The organism is Niveispirillum sp., from assembly GCF_052437035.1.
GTDB lineage: Bacteria > Pseudomonadota > Alphaproteobacteria > Azospirillales > Azospirillaceae > Niveispirillum.
In genome coordinates, this window is the sequence record NZ_JBQVOH010000002.1 from 498,799 (window position 1) to 520,218 (window position 21,420).

At 63.8% G+C, this 21,420-nt stretch carries 11 protein-coding genes; 9 read left to right on the top strand and 2 right to left on the bottom strand.

Annotated features, from left to right (window positions below):
- Positions 1-72 precede the first annotated feature (72 nt).
- The 7 genes from ACT6Q8_RS07435 (at position 73) to ACT6Q8_RS07465 (ending at position 15,747) form a co-directional block, all read left to right on the top strand.
- On the top strand, positions 73-753 hold the full coding sequence (locus ACT6Q8_RS07435) for an ABC transporter ATP-binding protein (protein ID WP_054166032.1): 681 nt from the start codon (positions 73-75) through the stop codon (positions 751-753).
- 34 nt (positions 754-787) lie between these two features.
- Positions 788-3,271: an ABC transporter permease gene (locus ACT6Q8_RS07440; RefSeq protein ID WP_444734759.1), complete on the top strand. Its 2,484-nt coding sequence runs from the start codon at positions 788-790 to the stop codon at positions 3,269-3,271.
- An 86-nt stretch (positions 3,272-3,357) separates the two neighbouring features.
- Positions 3,358-5,850 carry an ABC transporter permease gene (locus ACT6Q8_RS07445; RefSeq protein ID WP_444734760.1) on the top strand — a complete coding sequence of 831 codons (2,493 nt, stop codon included), beginning with the start codon at positions 3,358-3,360 and terminating at the stop codon, positions 5,848-5,850.
- Positions 5,851-5,879: 29 nt separating this feature from the next.
- Positions 5,880-8,348 (top strand): ABC transporter permease, encoded by a 2,469-nt coding sequence (locus ACT6Q8_RS07450; RefSeq protein WP_444734761.1) that lies wholly within the window; start codon positions 5,880-5,882, stop codon positions 8,346-8,348.
- A gap of 37 nt (positions 8,349-8,385) precedes the next feature.
- Positions 8,386-10,836, top strand: coding sequence for an ABC transporter permease (locus ACT6Q8_RS07455; RefSeq protein ID WP_444734762.1), 2,451 nt, complete (start codon positions 8,386-8,388; stop codon positions 10,834-10,836).
- A gap of 12 nt (positions 10,837-10,848) precedes the next feature.
- On the top strand, positions 10,849-13,290 hold the full coding sequence (locus ACT6Q8_RS07460; RefSeq protein ID WP_444734763.1) for an ABC transporter permease: 2,442 nt from the start codon (positions 10,849-10,851) through the stop codon (positions 13,288-13,290).
- A 15-nt stretch (positions 13,291-13,305) separates the two neighbouring features.
- Positions 13,306-15,747, top strand: a complete 2,442-nt coding sequence (locus ACT6Q8_RS07465; RefSeq protein ID WP_444734764.1) for an ABC transporter permease — start codon at positions 13,306-13,308, stop codon at positions 15,745-15,747.
- Here the strand turns inward: ACT6Q8_RS07465 and mobA are convergent.
- The gene (mobA, locus tag ACT6Q8_RS07470; RefSeq protein ID WP_054166025.1) at positions 15,725-16,381 is read right to left on the bottom strand and encodes a molybdenum cofactor guanylyltransferase MobA; all 657 of its coding nucleotides are present in this window, start codon (positions 16,379-16,381) and stop codon (positions 15,725-15,727) included. The genes ACT6Q8_RS07465 and mobA overlap by 23 nt on opposite strands.
- Positions 16,382-16,594: 213 nt before the next feature.
- Here mobA and ACT6Q8_RS07475 point away from each other — a divergent pair, with 213 nt between their 5' ends.
- Positions 16,595-18,277, top strand: a complete 1,683-nt coding sequence (locus ACT6Q8_RS07475) for an SAM-dependent methyltransferase (protein ID WP_444739363.1) — start codon at positions 16,595-16,597, stop codon at positions 18,275-18,277.
- A gap of 149 nt (positions 18,278-18,426) precedes the next feature.
- Positions 18,427-21,273, top strand: coding sequence for an ATP-binding protein (locus ACT6Q8_RS07480; RefSeq protein WP_444739364.1), 2,847 nt, complete (start codon positions 18,427-18,429; stop codon positions 21,271-21,273).
- Here ACT6Q8_RS07480 and ACT6Q8_RS07485 read toward each other — a convergent pair.
- Positions 21,257-21,409: a hypothetical protein gene (locus tag ACT6Q8_RS07485; RefSeq protein WP_444734767.1), complete on the bottom strand. Its 153-nt coding sequence runs from the start codon at positions 21,407-21,409 to the stop codon at positions 21,257-21,259. The genes ACT6Q8_RS07480 and ACT6Q8_RS07485 overlap by 17 nt on opposite strands.
- Between the last annotated feature and the right edge of the window lie 11 nt (positions 21,410-21,420).

Sequence of the window (21,420 nt, forward strand, 5' to 3'; positions counted from 1 at the left end):
GGCTTGGTGCCGCCGGATGGCGGCGCCCGGCGCTTGAGGGAAAACGAAATCTTAGCAGGAAGGACCAAGGGAATGTTGAAGCTGGTTGATCTGGTCAAGGCCTACCGCACCGAGGAAGTTGAAACCACGGCGCTGAATTCGGTGAACATCCATGTTCGTGACGGCGAATTCGTCGCCATCATGGGCCCGTCGGGCTGCGGCAAGTCCTCGCTGCTGAACATTGTCGGCATGCTGGATACGCCCAGCAGCGGCCAATACTGGTTCAATGGCGAGGAGGTGTCGAAATACGGTGAGCGCAAGCTGGCCGATATCCGCAAGAAGAATATCGGCTTCATCTTCCAGAGCTTCAATCTGATCGACGAGCTGACCGTGTTCGAGAATGTCGAACTGGCCCTGCTCTATCACGACATCCCGGCGCGTGAACGCAAGGAACGCGTCAAGGCCGCCCTGGAGAAGGTAAATATCGGCCACCGTGAAAGTCACCTGCCGCAGCAGCTGTCGGGTGGTCAGCAGCAGCGCGTGGCCATCGCCCGCGCCGTCGTCGCCAAGCCCAAGATGCTGCTGGCGGACGAGCCGACCGGTAACCTGGACAGCGCCAATGGCGACGAGGTCATGCGCATGCTGACCGAACTGAATGCCGAAGGCACCACCATCGTCATGGTCACCCACTCCATGCCGCACGCCCAGTACGCCACACGCATCATCAACCTGTTCGACGGACAGGTCGTGGCCGAGAACCTGCGCGCTGCCTGATGATCGCGGCCCACGGCATCCGGGGGGATCTGCCATGTTGAAGAACTACCTGATGGTTGCCCTGCGCAACCTTCTGAAGCACAAGCTTTATTCGGCGATCAACGTCACGGGTCTGGCCGTGGGTCTGGCGACCTGCGTCCTGATCCTGCTGTTTGTGCGCAACGAGACGTCCTACGACCGTTTCTTCACCGACAATGACCGCATCTATCAGGTGGCCTTCAAGGCGCAGTTGCCGGGCCGTCAGGTGGATCATTTCGCCGCCTCCATGCTGCCCCTGGCCGCCGCCATGAAGGAAGGGCTGCCGGAGGTGGAGATGACGGCCCGGGTGATCCAGAACAGCGTCGTCATCAAGCAGGGTGGCGAAAGCTTCTCTGAAACCGCCCGCGCCGTGGACCCCGACTTTTTCCGGATATTCGACTTCACCTTCCTGCGCGGTGACCGCATGACGGCGCTGGACGATCCCAACAGCATCGTCCTGACCGAAAGCATGGCGCGCAAATATTTCAAGGATCAGGACCCGCTGGGCCAGACCCTGGATATTGACGGTTCGGCCCCTGCGAAAGTGACGGGCGTCATCCCCGACATGCCCTCCAACACGCATTTTGATCTGGAAATCATCCGTCCTTATGCGGCGGTGGCCCAGGCCATGCGCGGCATCGAGACCAACTGGGGCGCTGTCTGCTGCGAGACCTATGTCCGGCTGAAGCCGGGCGTGGATGGCAAGGCGCTGAGCGACCGGATGCCCGCCTGGTTCAAGACCACGGCCCCGACGCTGAATTCCCCCACCGGCAATGTCGTGCTGGGTGAGATTTTCACGCCGCGCCTGCGCAATTTGAAGGACATCCATACCGACCCGGTGATGACCTCAATGCGTCCGGCCACCTCCTATGCGGAGATCATCACGTTTGCGGCGGTGGCGGCCCTGGTTCTGGCGATTGCCTCGATCAACTTCATGAACCTGGCCACGGCCCGCGCTACCCAGCGTGCCCGTGAGGTCAGCGTGCGCAAGGTGGTGGGGGCATCCCGCAGCCAGATCATCATGCAGTTCATCGGAGAATCGCTGCTGCTGACGGTGATCGGCCTTGTCCTGTCCATCGCCCTGGTCGAACTGGCCCTGCCGGCCTATTCCGCCTTCCTGGATAAGAAGCTGAGCTTCAATCTGTTCACCGATCCGCTGCTGGGTCCGGCCCTGCTGGGGCTGGCGCTGGTCGTGGGTGTCGCGGGCGGTGCCTATCCGGCCTTCTTCCTGTCGGGCTTCAATCCGGCCCGCGTGCTGAAGGGCGCATCGTCTGGTGTGGGCGGCGGTTCAGGCCGGCTGCGCATGGCGCTTGTGGTGGTGCAGTTCGCCATCTCCATCTCCCTGATGGTCGCCACCTCCGTGGTCTATGGTCAGCTTCTCTATGCCCAGAACAAGAATCTGGGCTTTGAGAAGGAAAACACCCTGGTCCTGCGCGGCTTCCCGCGCTCCGTTGATCAGGCCCGCCAGCAGACGCTGGTGGAGGCGCTGGCCAAGCTGGATGGCGTTGTCGCAGCGGCGGGCAGCAGCAGCACCCCCGGCGATGGTAGTGAGAACAACACCAATGTCCGCCTGCCGGGTGCCAACCCGGATCAGATGCTGGTCCTGCGTCAGGGTGGTGTTGATTGGGACTTTGTGAAGGCGCTGGGTCTGCAACTGGTGGCTGGCCGTGAGTTCGACCGCAACCGCCCCGCCGACCAGCTGCCGCCCCTTGCCGACCCGGCCCAGGTGCCGGCAGGCGATACGGCTGCCCGCACCTATGCCGGTGCCGTTATGATCAACGAGGCTGCGGTGAAGCGTCTGGGCTTCGCCAGCAACGAGGATGCGATCGGCAAGCAGTTCGAGGTCGGGGCCGATGATGATGGCACCAACAAGCTGACCATCATCGGTGTTGTGGCGGATTTCCACTTCCGCTCCGTCCATGACCCGATCCCGCCGGCCCTGTTCGTCATCAACCGCGACCGTTTCTCCGACGTGCTGGTCCGTCTGAAGCCCGGCAACGTGCAGAAGACGCTGGTGGAGATCGAGCGGGTGTGGCGCGACATGTTCCCGAACCGTCCGCTGAACCGCGAATTCCTGGATGACCGTATCCAGGCGCAGTATGTGCGGGAGGCTAAGACCTCGCAGATGTTCGCTGCCTTCTCGGGTCTCGCCATCCTGATCGCCTGCCTGGGCCTGTTCGGTCTGGCCAGCTTCACGGCGGAGCGCCGGACCAAGGAGATCGGCCTGCGTAAGGTGCTGGGCGCCAGCGTGATGGACATTGTCCGCCTGCTGGTCTGGCAGTTCTCCAAGCCGGTTCTGGTCGCCAACCTGATCGCCTGGCCCGTGGCCTGGTACTTCATGGATCAGTGGCTGAACGGCTTCAGCTTCCGCATCGACCTGAATCCGCTGCTGTTCGTGTCGGCGGGTGCGGTGGCGCTGCTGATCGCCTGGGCCACGGTCGGCCTGCATGCGGCCCGCGTGGCGCAGGCCAAGCCGGTGACGGCGCTGCGCTACGAGTGAGCGACTGGCCCTTGCGGGTCCGGTGGGGACCGGACCCGCAAGGGTTCCCTGGTTCAGGGATGGGGCTACCAAGAGGGGGGAGAACGATGCTTCGCAACTGGATCATGGTGGCCCTGCGCAATCTGCTGCGTCACCGTCTGCACGCCCTGTTGAACCTGTCGGGCCTGGCCGTGGGGCTGGCCGCCTGTCTTCTGATCCTTTTGTACGTTCGCAATGAGACCGGTTACGACCGGTTCTTCAAGGACGCGGACCGCATCTATCAGGCGACCATCGAATGGCATGTGCCGGGCCGCAAGCCGGAGCGCAATGCCTATACCCAGATGGGTTTCGGCCCCGCCTTCAAGAACGCCCATCCGGAGGTGGAGGATTTCACCCGCTTCCTTCAAAGCCGGGCCATCATATCGGTCGGTGACCGGCAATTCTATGAATGGACCTTCACGGTCGATCCCACCTTCCTGCGGATCTTTGATTTTCCGCTGCTGGCCGGTGATGCCGCTACCGCGCTGACAGATCCCTATTCCGTGGTCCTGACCGAAGAAATGGCCCGGAAATATTTCGGCGATGCGCCGGCCCTGGGCCAGACCCTGACGCTGGATCACAAGTATGAACTGAAGGTGACGGCGGTGGTGGCCAGCCTGCCGCGCAACACGCATCTGGATTTCGGCGTGCTGCTGCCTATGGGTCATCCCGCCGGCACCTGGATGATCGAACAAGAAAAGAATTGGGGCAATACGCAGGGCCAGACCTATCTGCGGCTGAAGCCGGGTGCGTCGGTGGAGCCGCTGCACGCCGGCATGCAGGAATGGGTCAAGCGCACCTTCACGCCGTTGCAGACACCGCAGGGCCCCATTGATCTGTCCGCCCTGGCCTTTCCCGGCCTGCGTCCGCTGACCAGCATTCATACGGAACCCATGGGCGGCGATGTGACGCCGGGGATCAGCCAGACAGAGCTGACCATCTTCACGGCGGTCGCCTTTCTGGTGCTGATCATCGCCTGCATCAATTTCATGAACCTGGCGACCGCCCGTGCCACCCAGCGCGCGCGGGAGGTCAGCGTGCGCAAGGTGGTGGGCGCCAGCCGTGCACAGCTGGTGTCACAGTTCCTGGGCGAAAGCGTGTTGATGACCCTGTTCGCCCTGCTGATCGCCATTGCGCTGGTGGAAGTTTCCCTGCCGGGGTTCAGCACGTTCCTGGGCAAGGAACTGGTGCTGGATTTCAGCCAGGACCCGCTGCTGCTGCCCATGCTGCTGGGGCTGGTGCTGTTGGTCGGTATCGGCGGCGGGGCCTATCCGGCTTTCCTTCTGTCATCCTTCAACCCGGCCCAGACCATGAAAAGCGCCGGGTCCGGCACCAGTGGCGGTTCCGGTCGGTTGCGCACGGTGCTGGTGGTGGTGCAGTTCGCCATTTCCATCACGTTGATGGTCGCCACCTCGGTCGTCTATGGCCAGTTCATCTATGCCCAGCACAAGAACCTTGGCTACGACACGGAGAATGTCGTGATCGTCGGCCATTTCCTGGATGAAGGCGTGCGGGAGAAGCGCGAGACCTTCATGGACATGCTGCGCGCCGATCCCAATGTCGCCGGTGTGGGTGTGGCGGCCCATATCCCCGGCGATGGCGGGGAAAACAACACCGTGATCGAGCCGCTGACCGGGACCAAGCCTGAACAGCATGTGATGCGTCAGGACAGTGTCGGACCCGGCTTCTTCGAAGCGCTGGGCATGCGCATGGTTGCCGGTCGTACCTTCGACCGCACCCGTGCCACCGATCTGGTCCAGCGTCCCGACTGGATGAAAGAGAACAAGCCGCCGCCGGAAGGCACCAAGGAAATCCTTCTGCCGGTCGGCGTCGTGCTGAACGAAACCGCCGTCAAGACCCTGGGATATGAAAGCCCGGCTGCGGCCCTGGGTCAGCAGGTGAAGATCATGGACAACATGACCACCTATCTGATGGGCACCGTCATCGGCGTGGTGGCGGATTTCCACTACCGCTCCGTTCATGAGCCCATCCGCGCCGTGATGTATATCAGCGACGAGGGCCGTCACCATGCCATGGCCATACGGGCCAAGGCCGGGCAGTTGCAGGCGGTGGTGGACAAGATCGACCGCACCTGGGCCGAACTGATCCCCGACCGCCCGATTGAGCGCAGCTTCTTCGATGTGAACATCGCCAACCAGTATCAGCGCGAACAGAAGACCTCGCAGATGTTCGCGACCTTTGCGGGTCTGGCGATCTTCATCTCCTGCCTGGGTCTTTATGGTCTGGCCAGCTTCACCGCCGAACGCCGGACCAGGGAGATCGGCCTGCGCAAGGTGCTGGGGGCTAGTGTGCCCGACATTGTCCGCCTGCTGGTCTGGCAGTTTTCAAAGCCGGTGCTGGTGGCGAACCTGATCGCCTGGCCCGTGGCCTGGTTCTGCATGGATCGTTGGCTGTCGGATTTTACCTACCGGATCGACCTGAACCCGCTGCTGTTCCTGGGCGCCGGATCGGTGGCGCTGGCCATTGCCTGGGTGACGGTGGGCCTGCATGCCGCCCGCGTGGCGCAGGCAAAGCCGGTCAAGGCATTGCGGTACGAGTGACGGTTAAAGGGATAGAGAGGGGGGATATCATGCTGAAGAACTGGGTCATGGTGGCCGTACGCAATCTGCTGCGGCACAAGCTGTACACGGCCATCAATGTCACCGGTCTGGCCGTGGGTCTGGCCAGTTGCCTGATGATCATGCTGCATGTCCGGGACGAGCTGTCCTATGACGCCTGGGTGCCCGATGCCGACCGCATCGTGCGCGTCCATACCAGCTATGAGATACCGGGCCGCGCGCCCTTCAACACGGTCCGCTCGGCGGGCCGGATGATGGACGCCCTCACCACCGCCTATCCAGAGCAGGTGGAGGTGGCGGTCCGCATGTTCCCCTATGACACCTCCATCCTGCGCGACGGTACCGTCATTCCGCAGACCGTGACCTATACGGACCCGGCGGCCCTTGCCATCTTCGGCCTGAAATTCCTGGAAGGTGATGCGGCAACGGCCCTGTCGGACCCGTCATCGCTTGTGCTGACGCAAAGTGCTGCGCGCAAATATTTCGGTGATGCCGATCCCATCGGTCGCACCCTGACCATCTGCTGTATCGGTCCCGACCGGTATGACCACCGCGTTACGGCGGTGATCGCCGACCTGCCGCTCAACACGCATCTGAAAGTGGAGATGCTGGCCCCCGTCGTGCCGCAGCGTCTGGCCGGGTTTCCCAACATCCTGGATACCTGGACCTCGGTCAATGTCTTCACCTATCTGAAGCTGCGCCGCGCGGATGACATCGCCCGGCTGGCCGATGACAATGCTGCCTTCATCGACCGGATGATCCCCAACAAAAACAACAATGTCCGCACCTCCGACAGCACGCGCCAGCATTTCATGCCCATCCGCGATATCCGCCTGCATGCCAAGCAGCAGGCCGGCGATATCGGCGATATGAAGCCGGCGGGCGATGCCGGGCTGGTGACGGCCCTGTCCATGGTGGCCCTGCTGATCCTGGCGCTGGGCTGCGTGAATTTCACCAACATGGCCATCGCCCGCTCCTCCCTGCGCGGGCGGGAGGTGGCAGTACGAAAGGTGCTGGGCGCACGCCGCCGCTCCCTGGTGGCACAGTTCCTGACCGAAGGGTCGGTGATGGTCGTGTTGTCTATCCTGGTGGCGCTGGGCCTGATGGAGCTGGCGCTGCCGGCCTTCAATGGCGTGACGGGCAAGGACCTGTCGATCCCGCTGCTGGACCCGCTGTTCCTGTCGGCGCTGCTGGGCCTGTCGCTGCTGGTCACCCTGCTGGGCGGTGCCTACCCAGCGCTGTATTTGTCGGGCTTCCAACCGGCCCGCATCCTGAAGGGTGAGGACGCGGCGGATGGCGGTGGCGCGCGTCTGCGGCAGTTGCTGGTGGTGATGCAGTTCGCGGTGGCCATCGGCCTGTCGATCATCACCCTGGTCGTCTATCGCCAGACCATTTTCGCGACCAATGCCGAACTGGGCTTTGACCGGCAGCATGTGCTGGCCCTGCGTAACCTGGGCGGGGCGGGGTTCCAGTCGACGCGCGAGGCCGTGATGGAACAGGTCCGCCGCCTGCCCGGCGTGACGGATGTTGCCCTGTCCTCCGACGTGCCCACCGACAATAACGAAAACAACATGATCTTCACGTTGGAAGGCTCCGGTGAGAAGGGGCAGGTGTTGAATTACCAGAGCCTGGGTGACGGGTTCATGGAACTGTACAAGGTCGCCCCCGTGGCTGGCCGTGTCTTCAACCCCTCCTTCGGCACCGACCTGATCCGCCCGCCGGCGGATGGGGAGACGGGGCAGGCCTCTGCCATGATCAACGAAGCGGCAGCCCGCCTGTTGGGCTTTGCCACCAATGCCGAGGCGGTGGGCCGTGTCCTGAAGACCAAGACGCTGGGCAACGCGCCCTTCGACCTGACCATTGTCGGCGTCATCCCGGATATCCGGTTCCGGTCCCTGAAATACGGGATACAGCCGACTGTGATGTTCCAGGCCGAACGCCAGTTCGACACGCTCTCCATCCGTTTCGACGGGCGCGATCCGTCGGCGCTGCTGTCGCAGGTGCAGTCGCTCTGGGCCCGCATGATCAACGACCGGCCCTTCACCGCCGCCTTCGTGGAGGACATGATCGCCGCCCAATATAATGAGGAGCGGGTACAGGCCACCGTCTTTGCCTCCTTCTCCGGCCTTGCCATCCTGGTGGCCTGTCTGGGTCTTTATGGCCTGTCCGGCTTTGCGGCCCGGCGGCGGACCAAGGAGATCGGCCTGCGCAAGGTGTTCGGCGCGACGGTCGCACAGATCGTGGCCCTGCTGGTCTGGCAATTCTCTCGCCCCGTCATGATCGCCAACCTCGTCGCCTGGCCCATCGCCTGGTGGCTGCTGCGCGGCTGGCTGGACGGGTTCGAACAACGTGTAGACCTGTCGCCGGCCTATTTCGTGGCGGCAGGCCTGACGGCCCTGATCATCGCCTGGGTCACCGTCGCCGGCCACGCCGCCACCACCGCCATGGCCCCCCCCATCAAGGCGCTGCGGCACGAGTAGGGGCCGTCTTGGCGGGGGACCGGGAAGGGGGTGGCGTATGGTGTGGAACTGGCTTCTGATCGCGTGGCGTCATCTGCTGCGGCACAGGCTCTATACCGCGATCAACGTGGTGGGCCTGGCCGTGGGCCTGTCCGTCTGCATGATCATCGGCACCCTTGTCCGGTTTGAAACCAGTTTCGACGGCTATCACGAAAAGGCCGACCGCATCGTGCGGGTGAACCGCATCGAATACATGTCCGGGCAGGCCCCCTGGTTCGGAAGTGTCACCGGTTTGCCGGTGGGGCCCGCCCTGGCGGAGCGTCTGCCCGACCTGGAGCAGGTTGTCCGCACCATCCCGTTCCTGACCTCTGTCGAACGGGCCGACGGACAGGTGTTCACCCAGGCCGCCTTGCGGGTCGATCCGAACTATCCTCAGGTCTTCGATCTGGTTTTCTTGAAGGGTGATCCGACCTTGGCGCTGGCCCGGCCCGGTGATGCCGTCCTGACCGAAAGCACCGCCCGGAAATATTTCGGCGATGGCGAGGCGATGGGGCAGGTACTGCGGCTGAAATCCGGTCGCACCCTGACAGTAACGGGTATCATCGCGGACCCACCCGGCAATTCCAGCTTGCGGGCCGGTCTTCTGACCCCGATTGCGACCAGCGTCAGCGATCAGGCGGATCGGGAGTTTCGCGAACGGGAAGGGCAGTGGAACAGTTCCTGGCTCACCACCTACCTGCTGCTGCGTCCCGGTGTGGATGTGGCGGCTTTGGAAAGGCAGATTGATACGCTGTTGCCGTCCCTGGTGCCTGACTATCGGTCACCCGACGACGCCAAAGGTATCTACACTTTCAGACTTGCGCTGCAGCCCCTGACCGACATCCGCACGAACCCGGTGGCGGGAGAGGCGGGAACGCCGATGCCGGTTATCCAGGGAATGCTGCTGACCGGCATGCTGGTCCTGCTCGTCGCCGGGATCAATTTCATCAATCTGACAACGGCACGGTCTGGGCTGCGCCTGCGGGAGATTGGCATCCGCCGTACGCTGGGTGCCAAACGTGCCGGGCTGGCCATGCAGTTCCTGACGGAATCCATTGTGCTGGCCAGTCTGGCGGGTGCCCTGGCGCTGCCGGCCACCGAACTGATCCTGCCGCTTCTGCGGCTGCTGAAGATCGATGTGCCGGCCGATCCGTTCGCGGATCGGGCGCTGCTGACCGGTCTGCTGCTGTTGCCGCCGCTGGTGGGTTTTGTCGCGGGCCTTTACCCCGCCCTGGTCCTGTCACGCACAGGCGTGGCCACGGGGGCGAAAGGCATGCCGGCGGCAGGGGGCGGGCTGCGCACGGCACTTGTGGTGTCGCAATTCGTCATCGCCATCGTGCTGGCCATCGGCGCGTTGTTCATCCTGCATCAAACCCGGTTTGCAGCGACGCAACAATTGGGTTTTGACCGCGAGAATGTTCTGATCATCAATCGCCTGCCCACCGACGGTGGGGCCGGTCGTTTTGAGGCATTGAGGGATGCATTGAGCCGTCTTCCCGGTGTGAAGTCGGTCGCCCTCTCCGCCTGGGCGCCGGCAGGGGGATCGAAGGCAAGCATGGGTTTCCGTCTGCCGGGTCAGACAGCGACAGTGCATCTGCGCAAGGAAGCCATTGATTTCGGCTACCTGGAAACGATGGGTGCGACCCTGCTGGCAGGGCGCCTGTTCGACCGGGCACATGGGCCTGACATCATGAGGCTGCCGAACGAACCGCACGAAAGGGCGGAGGCCAATATTGTCGTGACGCGGGCCATGCTGCCGAAGCTGGGTGTCCGTGACCCCGCGGCGGCATTGGGGCAGCAGTTACGGGGTGGTGTGGTTGGTGAACCCGCGCGTCAACAGATACTGACGATTGTCGGCGTGGTGGAGGACTTCCGGTTCAGCTCTGCGCGCGTCGAAGCCGAAGCCGCCCTGTTCGTGATCGACCAGTCGCAGTTCGGGGCGATGCTGCTGCGGCTGCTGCCCGGAGATCAGAAGGCGACCTTGGCGGCGGTGGGCGATGTCTGGCGGCAACTGGCGCCGAACACCCCACTATATCGCGGGTTCCTGGACGAGACGATCGACCGCCTGTACGAGGCGGAGGCGCGTCAGGGGACAGTGATCGCCACCTTCGCCGGCCTCGCCGTCATCATTGCCTGCATGGGTCTTTACGGTCTGGCCGCCTTCACGGCAGAGCGGCGGACGAAGGAGATCGGCATCCGCAAGATGCTGGGGGCCAGTGTGGCCGATATCGTGCGCCTGCTGGTCTGGCAATTCTCACGGCCCGTGCTGCTGGCCACCCTGATCGCCTGGCCGCTGGCCTGGTACGGGGTCAGCCTGTGGCTGGAAGGGTTCGCCAGCCGGGTTTCCATCAATCCATTGATTTTCATCGGTGTCGGTCTGGGTGCCTTGATCATCGCCTGGGTCACTGTCGCGGGCCATGCGGCGCGGGTGGCGGCAGAAAAGCCCGTCCGCGCTTTGCGCTATGAATAGGGGAGAGGGGCCATGCTGCGGAACTGGCTGATGGTGGCGGTGCGCAACCTCATGCGCCACAGGCTCTATACGGCGATCAATGTCCTGGGCCTGACGGCGGGGCTGGCGGCGGCGTTGCTGATTGCTGTGTTCGTCCGGCATGAGCTGTCGTTCAATGACCGGTTCGCCAATGTCGACAGCACCTGGCGGCTCAACCGCATCCTGCTGATCAATGGCCGGGCGCCGGAACCGACGGCGTCACAGGCCATCCCCCTGGCCCCCGCCTTGAAACAGAGCTTCCCGGAGGTGGTGCAGGCCGTGCGTGTGGCCCGCGTGCGGGAGGTGGTACGCCGTGACGGGGACAGTCTTTATCAACTGTTCTCCGCCGTGGACCCCGACTATTTCGACATTTTCGACTGGCGCTTCCTGTCCGGTGATCCTTCATCATCCCTGACGCAGCCCAACAGCGCCGTTCTGACGGTGGCGACGGCGGAAAAGCTGTTCGGGACCACCAATGTCCTGGACCGGACCATCGAGCTGGGGTCCGGCATCACCCTGCGCGTGACGGGTGTGATTGAAAACCCGCCCGTCAACGTCACCCACCGGCCAGAGGCGCTGATCGCCCTGTCCACGCCGCTGCCCTCCATCGACCGGGCGCGGGAACATTGGAATTGGAACTGGATCGACACTTATGTCCGCCTCGCTCCCGGTACCGATGTCGCACGTTTGGAGGCGGCGTTGCCCGACTTCGTGCGCCGGAACAATCCCAACGCGGTGGAGGATGAAAGCCAGGGCGACCGCAACGTCCTGACGCTTCAGAAACTGCGCGATGTCCACACGGCCCCCTTGTCCGATGATGAGGGGACCAGCATGGCCGTCATTTCCGGCCTGACGGCGCTGGCTGCCGTCATCCTGGCCATCGCGGCGGTGAATTTCGTCAATCTGGCGACGGCGCGGGCCAGCATGCGGGCCCGTGAGGTGGCGATGCGCAAGGCGCTGGGCGCGCCGCGCCGGCTGCTGGTGCTGCAATTCCTGGGGGAAAGCCTGCTGCTGACCTTCCTGTCGGGCCTGATGGCCCTGGCCCTGGTGGAGGTGACGCTGCCTTTGTTCCAGAATGCCATGTCGGTCGCCATCGATCCCGCCTATCGTGAGCTTTGGGCCATGGCCGTCATCGTGGCCGGTCTGTCCTTCGTGCTGGGTGTGCTGGGCGGCCTCTATCCGGCCCTGGTCCTGTCCGGCTTCCGGCCCGCCCATGTGCTGCGCGGCAACAGCAAGGGCAATGCCGGCAGCGGGCGGCTGCGCACCATTCTGGTGGTGGCACAGTTTGCGGTGGCCATCGCGTTGACCGTCGGCACCCTGGTCGTGCTGCAACAGGCACGGTATGCCAGCAGCCAGCAGTTGGGTTTCGACAAGGATAATGTCGTGCTGCTGCGCGGTGCCGACAACAAGGCGGCCAAGCCCAAGCTGGCCGCCCTGAAACAGCGGCTGCTGGCCGATCCCGGTGTCGTCGCGGTGGCGGGTGCCCCCTGGGTTCCGTCCGACGGGGCCGAAACCACCGCCGCCTATCGCCGTACCGATGACGGCCAGAATGCCAGCGTCACCATCCGCACCGACAATGTCGATTACGGCTATTTCGAAGCGTTGGGTGCCCGGCTGCTGGCCGGTCGCACCTTTGATGAGAAATACGGGGCCGAAGCCGCCGCCGATGTACCGTCGGGACAGCGGATGGAGGGCCGCACCGCGTCCGCCCTGCTGTCGCTGTCGGCGGTGCGGCAGCTGGGCTGGGCCAGTCCGCAGGATGCCATTGGCCACACCCTGCTTTATCCGCAGGATGAGGGTGACGTGACCCTGACCATCGTCGGCGTCGTCGACGACCTGCAATACCGCACGGCGCGCGATCGTACCGTCGCATCCGTCTATCAGATCGACCAGGGCCAGATCGGCACCCTGATGGTGCGGATCAGGCCCGATGCCGCACCTGCCGTGCTGAACCGCATTGACGCCCTGTGGCGGGAGATGGTGCCCGAGGTGCCGGTGCGCCGGCAGTTCCTGGATGAACGGATTGAGCAGCTTTACGCGCTGGATGTCCGGCAAGGGAAATTGTTCGCGGCCTTCGCCGGTTTGGCCGTGATCATCGCCTGCCTGGGCCTGTTCGGTCTGGCCAGTTTCACCGCCGAACGCCGGACCAAGGAGATCGGCATCCGCAAGGTGCTGGGCGCCAGTGTCGGGGATCTCGTGCGTCTGCTGGTCTGGCAGTTCTCGCGCCCCGTGCTGATCGCCAATCTGGTCGCTTGGCCGCTGGCCTGGTTCGGGCTCAGCCGCTGGCTGGAGGGGTTTGCCTATCGTGTGGCGCTGGACCCGCTGCTGTTCGTGGCGGCGGGGTTGGGGGCTTTGGTCATTGCCTGGGCCACGGTTGCGGGCCATGCGGCGCGGGTAGCCGCGGAAAAGCCGGTTCGCGCCTTGCGGTATGAATAAGGGGGAGCAGGGGATATGCTGAGGAACTGGATCATGGTGGCGCTGCGCAACCTGCTGCGCCACAAGCTTTATACCAGCATCAATGTCCTGGGGCTGGCCGCCGGACTGGCGGCGGCCCTGCTGATCACGGTCTTTGTGCGGCATGAGCTGTCTTACAACAGCATGTTCACGGATGCGGACAGGACCCTGCGTCTTGTGCGGACCGAACATCTGCCGGGCCGTCCGCCCGCGACCCATTCGGCCATGTCCATGCCTATGACAGCGGCCCTGAAGCAGGAATTCCCCGAGATCGAGACCATTGTCCGATCGGGCCGCACGCGCGAAATCGTGCGGCGCGGGGATGAAAGCCTTTATGTCACTTTCAATGCCGTGGATGTGGATTATCTGCGCCTGTTCGACTGGCCTTTCCTGTCGGGCGATCCGCGCACGGCCCTGTCCCAACCCAACAGCACGGTTCTAACCAAGGCGTTGGCGACGAAAATCTTTGGCGACCAGGACGCGCAGGGCCGCACCATCACCCTTGTCGATGGCCGTGCCCTGACGGTCACGGGTGTCATGAAGGACCCGCCGTCCAATGTGACGGGCGAGGTCGAGGCCCTGATCTCCATTTCCACACCGCTGCCCTACCTGGAACGGCAGCGGGATAACTGGGGAAATAACTGGCTGCAAATCTATCTCCAACTGGCACCCGATACTGATGTGCAAAGGCTGAAGGCTAACCTGAAGGACTTTCTGGCGAGGGTCCGCCCCAGCACGACGCCGGGGTCGGATGGCGGATATCGTGCCGACCTGAGCCTGCAGCCGCTTTTGGATATCCGCACCCATCCGCTTCCGGGTGGCACCGGGACCAGCATGGCCGTCATTTCCGGCCTTGTGGCACTGGCGGCTCTGATCATGGCGATCGCAGCCATCAATTTCGTCAATCTGGCCACGGCGCGCGCCACCATGCGGGCCCGCGAAGTGGCCCTGCGCAAGACGCTGGGCGCGCCGCGCCGCCTGATCATCTTGCAGTTTCTGGGCGAAAGCTTGCTGCTGACCCTGCTGGCCGGCCTGCTGGCTATGGCCATCGTGGAGGTCGGGCTGGAGCCGTTCCAGACGGCCCTGGACATCAAGATGGACTCGGCCTTTCATGGGATGGGTCTGCTGGGCGCGCTGACCCTGGGTCTGTCCGTGCTGCTGGGCCTTCTGGGCGGGATCTATCCGGCTTTTGTCCTGTCGGGGTTCCGACCGTCGCAGGTGCTGCGGTCCAACAAATCTGCCGGTGTCGGTGGCGGGCGGCTGCGCGCCACCCTGGTCGTGGCACAGTTCGCGGTCGCCATCGGCCTGACGGTCGGCACCCTGGTCGTGCTGGAACAGACCCGTTATGCCAGCAGCCAGGAACTGGGCTTCGACAAGGAGAATATCGTTCTGCTGCGCGGTTTTGAACATGCAGCCGCAAAGTCAAAGCTGGAGGCGATGAAACAGCGGCTGCTGGTCGATCCCGCAGTGGTCTCCGTGGCCGGCGCGCCCTGGGCCCCATCGGACTCGTCGGAACGGACCTCGACCTACGGCATCATCACGGGCGGACAGAATGAAACCGTGACCATCCGGACTGAGCCGGTGGATTTCGGCTATTTCGAAACGCTGGGCGCCAGCATGGTGGCGGGCCGTAGCTTTGACAAGGTGCGCGGGACCGACGAAATCAAGTCTCTGCCCGAAGGTACCCGCCAGGAGGGGCGGACGGCCGCCACCATCATTTCCGCGACCGCGGTACAGCAGTTCGGCTGGGGCAGCCCGGCAGAGGCCATCGGACGCACCATCAACTATCCACAGGATGAAGGCGACATCACCTTGCAGGTGGTGGGCGTCGTCACCGACCTTCAGTATAAATCCGCCCGCAACAGCACGGTTGCCACCATCTATCACCCGGAACCGCTGGAAACGAGGGTGCTGATGGTCCGCATCCGTCCGGATGACGTGTCGGCCACCTTGAACCGCATCGACAGCCTGTGGCGGGAGATGGTGCCCGATGTCCCGGCGCGCCGGCATTTCCTGGATGAACGCGTGGAACTGCTCTATGCCGACGATATCCGCCAGGGCAAGCTGTTCGCGGCCTTCGCGGGGCTGGCCGTCATCATCGCCTGCCTGGGCTTGTTCGGCCTGGCCAGCTTCACGGCGGAACGACGGACGAAGGAGATCGGCATCCGCAAGGTGCTGGGCGCGTCCGTCCTGCAATTGGTGCGGCTGCTGGTCTGGCAGTTCTCCCGCCCCGTGCTGATCGCCAACTTGATCGCCTGGCCCGTTGCCTGGTACGGGCTGAACCGCTGGCTGCAGGGGTTCGCCTATCGTGTGGACCTGGACCCGCTGCTGTTCCTGGTTGCCGGTCTGGGGGCCATGGTGATCGCCTGGGCCACCGTGGCCGGACATGCGGCACGCGTGGCCGTGGAAAAGCCGGTCAAGGCCCTGCGCTACGAATAAACCCTTCGGCCCGGACCAGATCGTCCGGGCCGTTGATATTGAAAAACGGGTCGATGCCGTCCGGACCGGCGGGGAAGGGGACGTCGACCCGCCCATGCCGGGCGGCAAAGATCCCAACCTTGCGCAGCCCCTCGTCCCGCAGGGCGATGCGCAGGTCCTCGCGCAGGCTGACGGGCCACAGGGCGACGGTCGGGTGCCGGATGCCATCCGGCCCCACCGCCATGGCCACTGCCCCGCCGCCGGTCAACGCAGCCGCCAGTGCCGGATAAAGATCGGCGGGCAGGAAGGGCGTGTCACAGGGCACGCACAGGATATGTGTACGGTCCGGCCTGTGTGTGGCGGTCCAGTCCATGGCAGCCAATATCCCAGCCAATGGCCCTGGCCGGTCCGGTACCGTGTCGGCCACCACCGTCAGGGGGGGCAACCCCGGTACATGACCGAAACGCTCCGCATCATCATTGGCGGACAGCAGGACAATATCACCCCACCGCCGGACATGCGCAATGATCCGGCCCAGCAGCGGCTCCCCCGCCAGCAGCCGCAAGCCCTTGTCGCCACCGCCCATGCGGCTGGAAAGACCACCCGCCAGGATGATCGCCACCGGGGGCGGGCCGCTGTGTGTTGATTGCGCCATGCTACTCATCATGGAATGACTTTTACTGGTGTGCGCGCGTACATGGGATCTAACCCAATGACTGGTAACAAATCTGAGATGTATCGCATTGCAACTCGCTCTAATTTTGCGGCATGCATTCATGCCTCGAATGCGTTAGGGTCATGGCGCCTTCGGCGTAGCCCGTTTGGAAATTGACCAACCTCAGATACGTACCCAGGGGGACCAAGGACGATGCCCAATTCCTTCGATCTGTCCAAGCCGATTGTGACCGGCCAGACCCATGGCAGCCTGACCGTCGTCGGCACGGGTATCCGGTCGATCTCGCATTTCACGCAGGAGGCCATCGGCCATATCCGTGATGCCGATGTCGTGTTCTTTGGTGTTCCCGATGGTGTCACGGCCAGTTTCATCCGGGAACTGAACCCCAATTCCTATAATCTGGCTCTGCATTATGGCGAGGACAAGCGCCGCCTGATCACCTATGTGCAGATGGCCGAACTGATCCTGCGTGCCGTGCGCGAGGGCAAGCGCGTGACCGCCGTGTTCTACGGCCATCCGGGTTTCTTCGTGTCGCCCGCCCGCCGCGCCCTGAATATCGCGCGCAAGGAAGGCCACCGGACGGAGATGCTGCCCGGCATTTCCTCCACCGACTATTTGTTTGCCGATCTGCGCATCGATCCGTCGGTCAATGGCTGCCAGATCCTGGATGCCGGTGACCTGCTGCTGCGCAACCGGCCTGTCGTGACCTCTAGCCATGTCGTGCTGTTGCAGGTCGGCTCCGTGGGTGACAGCTATTATTCGGTGAAGGGCTTCAAGAACAACAAGCGCGCCATCCTGTTCGAGCGCCTGATCGAGATCTATGGCGAGAACCACCCCACCTATCATTATGTCGGCGCCACCTTCCCCGGCCTGGACAGCCAGATCATCCGCCGCCCGCTGAAGGCCTATCGCGATCCGGCTGTCCGCGCATCGGTGCATCAGGCCTGCAGCTTCTATCTGCCGCCCAAGGACATTCTGCCCATCGATCCGGATATGGCCGAACGGCTGGGCATCGAACGTCCGGCTGACCGCACCCGGACCGGTGACCAGCTTCCGGTCAGCCCGACCGGCGATTACGGCCCGTTCGAAATGGATGCCATCGCCCGTCTTGGCCGCGAGCCGCTGGGTGGGCGGGAGCGTCAGACCTCCAAGGCGCTGTACCGCATCCTCTCGCAGATGGCCGGCAATCCCGGTGCTGCCGATGCTTTCCGCCGCGATCCCAAGACCTATGTCAGCCTGTTCGCGGGCCTGACGGAGGATGAAAAGGCGGCCCTGGTTGGCCGCAAGGCGCCGGCCCTGCATGCCGTGTCGCTTCAGATCGTGCGCCCCGGCATGGCCGCCGATCAGGCCCCGCCGCGCGAAATCGCCGTCACGCCGCTGAAGCCCGTCCGCGCCGACGCCTCGGAAATGCACGATCCGGAGGAGTTGCATGACGCATCGGAACTGCACGATGCCAAGGAAATGCATGACCCGGTTGACGGCGGCGCCCCGGTTGCTCCGTCACAGTGGGACTATATGCTGAGCGCCGGGAAGCAGGACGCTTCCGAGCAGCATGATGCGACGGAACAGCACGACGTGACTGAGCAGCATGACGCGACGGAACAGCACGACGTTACCGAGCAGCATGACGCGACGGAACAGCACGACGTTACCGAGCAGCATGACGCGGCGGAACAGCACGACGTCGCCGAGCAGCATGACGCGGCAGAGCAGCACGACGTCGCCGAACAGCATGATGCGGCGGAACAGCACGACGTTGCCGAGCAGCATGACGCGGCGGAACAGCACGACGTTGCCGAGCAGCATGACGCGGCAGAGCAACACGACGTCGCCGAGCAGCACGACGCGCTTGAGCAACACGTGACGGAGAAGTAAAAGAGTAAGGCGCGGGAACGGGTTAAACCTGTTCCCGCGCCATCTTGCGCGTTGGAGGCCAGATGAAACGCCTGCTAAAGCCAGTGCATTGAAGTGATCAGAACGTGAAATATCGGGGTACCTGATCTGTGCGCGACTTTGTTTCCGGCATGCAGATTGATTTTTTCGGCTTGCCGAGCGACGTGGCTGCGGCAGAACTGCGTGCGGGTGAAGCAGGCGCTGGCTGGCTGGATGTTGTCGTCCTTGCCTGGTATCTGCGGCAGCGGGACCCATCGCGGTCCCAGGAACTGCTCTTGTCGGTGCCCCCACGTCCCGGCCCCACGCCTGAGCCCTATGACGGCCGGCTGCTGCTTACCAAATCCGAATGTCTGCGCCTGCAGGCCCGCTTTGACGAGGCGATGGACGCCGTTGATGAGGCGGACAAGTGTTTCGCTGCCTTCGGGGATCAGCGTGGTCGTGGCGACAGCGCCTTTATCCGGGCTGAAATCCATCTGATGTCCGGCGCGAATGCGCAGGCCCATAAGGAATTCAACGCCGCGATCAGCTTTTACGAAGCGGCGGATGATCATCTGCGGCTTGCCGCCGTCAAATGCCGGCTGGCCTATCAGCGGCAATATGAAGACCTTGATGATGCCGCCCGGCAATGGCTGGATGTGTTGCAGGAGGAACTGCTGCCGGCGCATCCGGGCGTGCTGGCCTATATGGCGGCGTTCCGTGGCGGGGTCGCCTTTTTGCGGGGTGATTTTCCCGCCGCCATCCGTATTTGGCAGGCCGGGTTTGAAAATGCCGGCGCGGCGGGGGCCGTCTGGCTTTCCGTGCATCTGGCCATGATGACCGGCTCGGCCTTTGCCAATCTTTACGACCTGTCCACGGCGCTGGATTGGAAGGAGAAGGCCTACAGCCTTGCCGCCCCCACGGGTTGGCCGGAGGTGATCGGAAATTCCCTGGCCTCGATGGCGGAAACGACCACCGGTCTGGGCCAGCATGAGCGTGCGCGCCGCCTGTTTCAGGATGCCCTGGTTTATCTGGGGCCGCTGCGCAGCATCCGGCGGCATGTGATCAGTTACAATGCCCTGGGCGGTCTGTGCCTTGAGATGAAGGCCCCGGAAGAGGCGTTGTCCTGGTTCGAAAAGGGGCTGGCCATCGCGCGGCAACTGGGCCATCCCGATCTGGAACTGCCGCATGGGGTGGGGGTCGCCACCGCCTTATTGCAGTCAGGTCAGTTGGAAGCGGCCGCCGCGATGGCTGACCATGTGCGACAGCAGGCGGCCGATCAGAAGAACCCCTATTATGAGATTGAGGCGATCTGCGTGCGTGCCGCTGTGCGGCGTGCCGCCGCGACGCCGGACATGCAGGCCGTCATCGCGACCATGGAGGAGGCCATCGCGCTGGGCGAAAGCCTCAGTGGGCTGCTGATCCGGGCCGAGATCTATACCGAACTGGCCAGCGACTATGAGGCGGTGGGAGATTTCCGCAAGGCGCTATCCTATGAGCGGCGAGCCCGCGAGAACTGGCAGCGCAATTTCGACCGGCAGAATGCCGATCGGATTCAGGCCATGCAGATCCGGTTCGATACCGCCCAGGCCAAGGCTGAGGCGGAGAACCAACGCCGTCTGGCAGAGGCGGAGGCGGCCCGCGCCACCGAACTGGACCGTGCCAACCAGACGCTGGCCCGCCTGGGCGTCATCGGACAGGAGATCACGGCGCGGCTGGACAGCGAGTCTGTCTTCACAACATTGTCGCGCCATCTGCACGACCTGATGCCCACCAGCACCTTGTTCGTGGGCCTGAAGGACGAGGCCAACGAGGTCATCGACATCCGGTACCGGATGGAGGATGGCAGGCGCCTGCCGTCGCGTCAGGTGCCGCTGGCATCCGACAATCTGTCCGCGCGCTGCGTGCGCGACAGCGAGGAAATCCTGGTGGCCTGGGGGGAGCGGAACAACCCCAACTCCGTGCCCGGAACCCGCCATATGCGCACGGTCCTGTTCCGCCCCCTGACCCTGGGGGATCGGGTGCTGGGGGTGGTGTCGGTGCAGAGCGACAAGCCCGATGCCTATGGCCCCCGCGAATTACTGATTTTCCGCACCATCTGCGCCTATGGCGCCATCGCCATGGCCAATGCGGAGGCGTATCAACAGTTGGACCGGGCTGTGGCCGAAACGCGGGAGGCGTTGCAGCGCCTGGTGCAGCAAGAAAAGATGGCGGCCCTGGGCCAGCTTGTCGCCGGGGTGGCGCATGAGGTGAACACGCCGCTGGGTGTCACGCTTTCGGCTGTGTCACAGCTGAATGACAGCGTCCGTCATTTGCGCGACCTGATCAAGCGGGGCAGCCTGACCCGTGCGATCCTGACCGAAACGCTGGACAATGGCCAGGATCTGGCGACCCTGGCCCAGCGCAACGTGGTCCGCGCCGCCGACATGATCCGCACCTTCAAGGGTGTCGCGGTTGATCACGGCAGTGACGAACGCCGCATCTTTGAATTGGATGATTACCTGACCGAGATCATGTCCTTGGTCCGGGCCCGTGTCACCGGCAATGGCAATCGGCTGGAGCTGGATGTCGCCTCGGTTCAGATGGACACCTATCCCGGCGCCCTGGCGCAGGTGCTCACCAATCTGGTGACCAATGTCGCCGACCATGCCTATGCGCCCGACCGTCCGGGCCGCATCCTGGTGCAGGCGCGGCGGCTTGATTCAATGGTGGTGGAAATTGCGGTGCAGGATCATGGGGCCGGCATTCCGCCCGATATCCTGCCAAAGGTTTTCGACCCGTTCTTCACGACCCGCCGCGCATCGGGCAGCATGGGTCTGGGTCTGCATGTCGCGTTCAACCAGGTTACACAGCGTTTGAACGGCAATATCGTCATCGACAGTGTGCCGGGGCGCGGCACCGTGGCCATTCTGCGCATCCCGCGCGAGGTGTCGGGTCACATCCCGACCAGCTTCCTGCCCATGCCGGCAGGCGCGGAGATGGATATCACACCAGCGCGTTGAACGTGGCGGCCAGGAACAGGGCAACCGACAGGACTGTGGCAATCTCAAAGGCGCTGGCACCATCCTTGATGAAGTTGCCGAAGCCGGACAGGACTTCATCGGCGTCATGGGCGGCGGCGTTGATAAAGGCGGACATGGGGTTTCTCC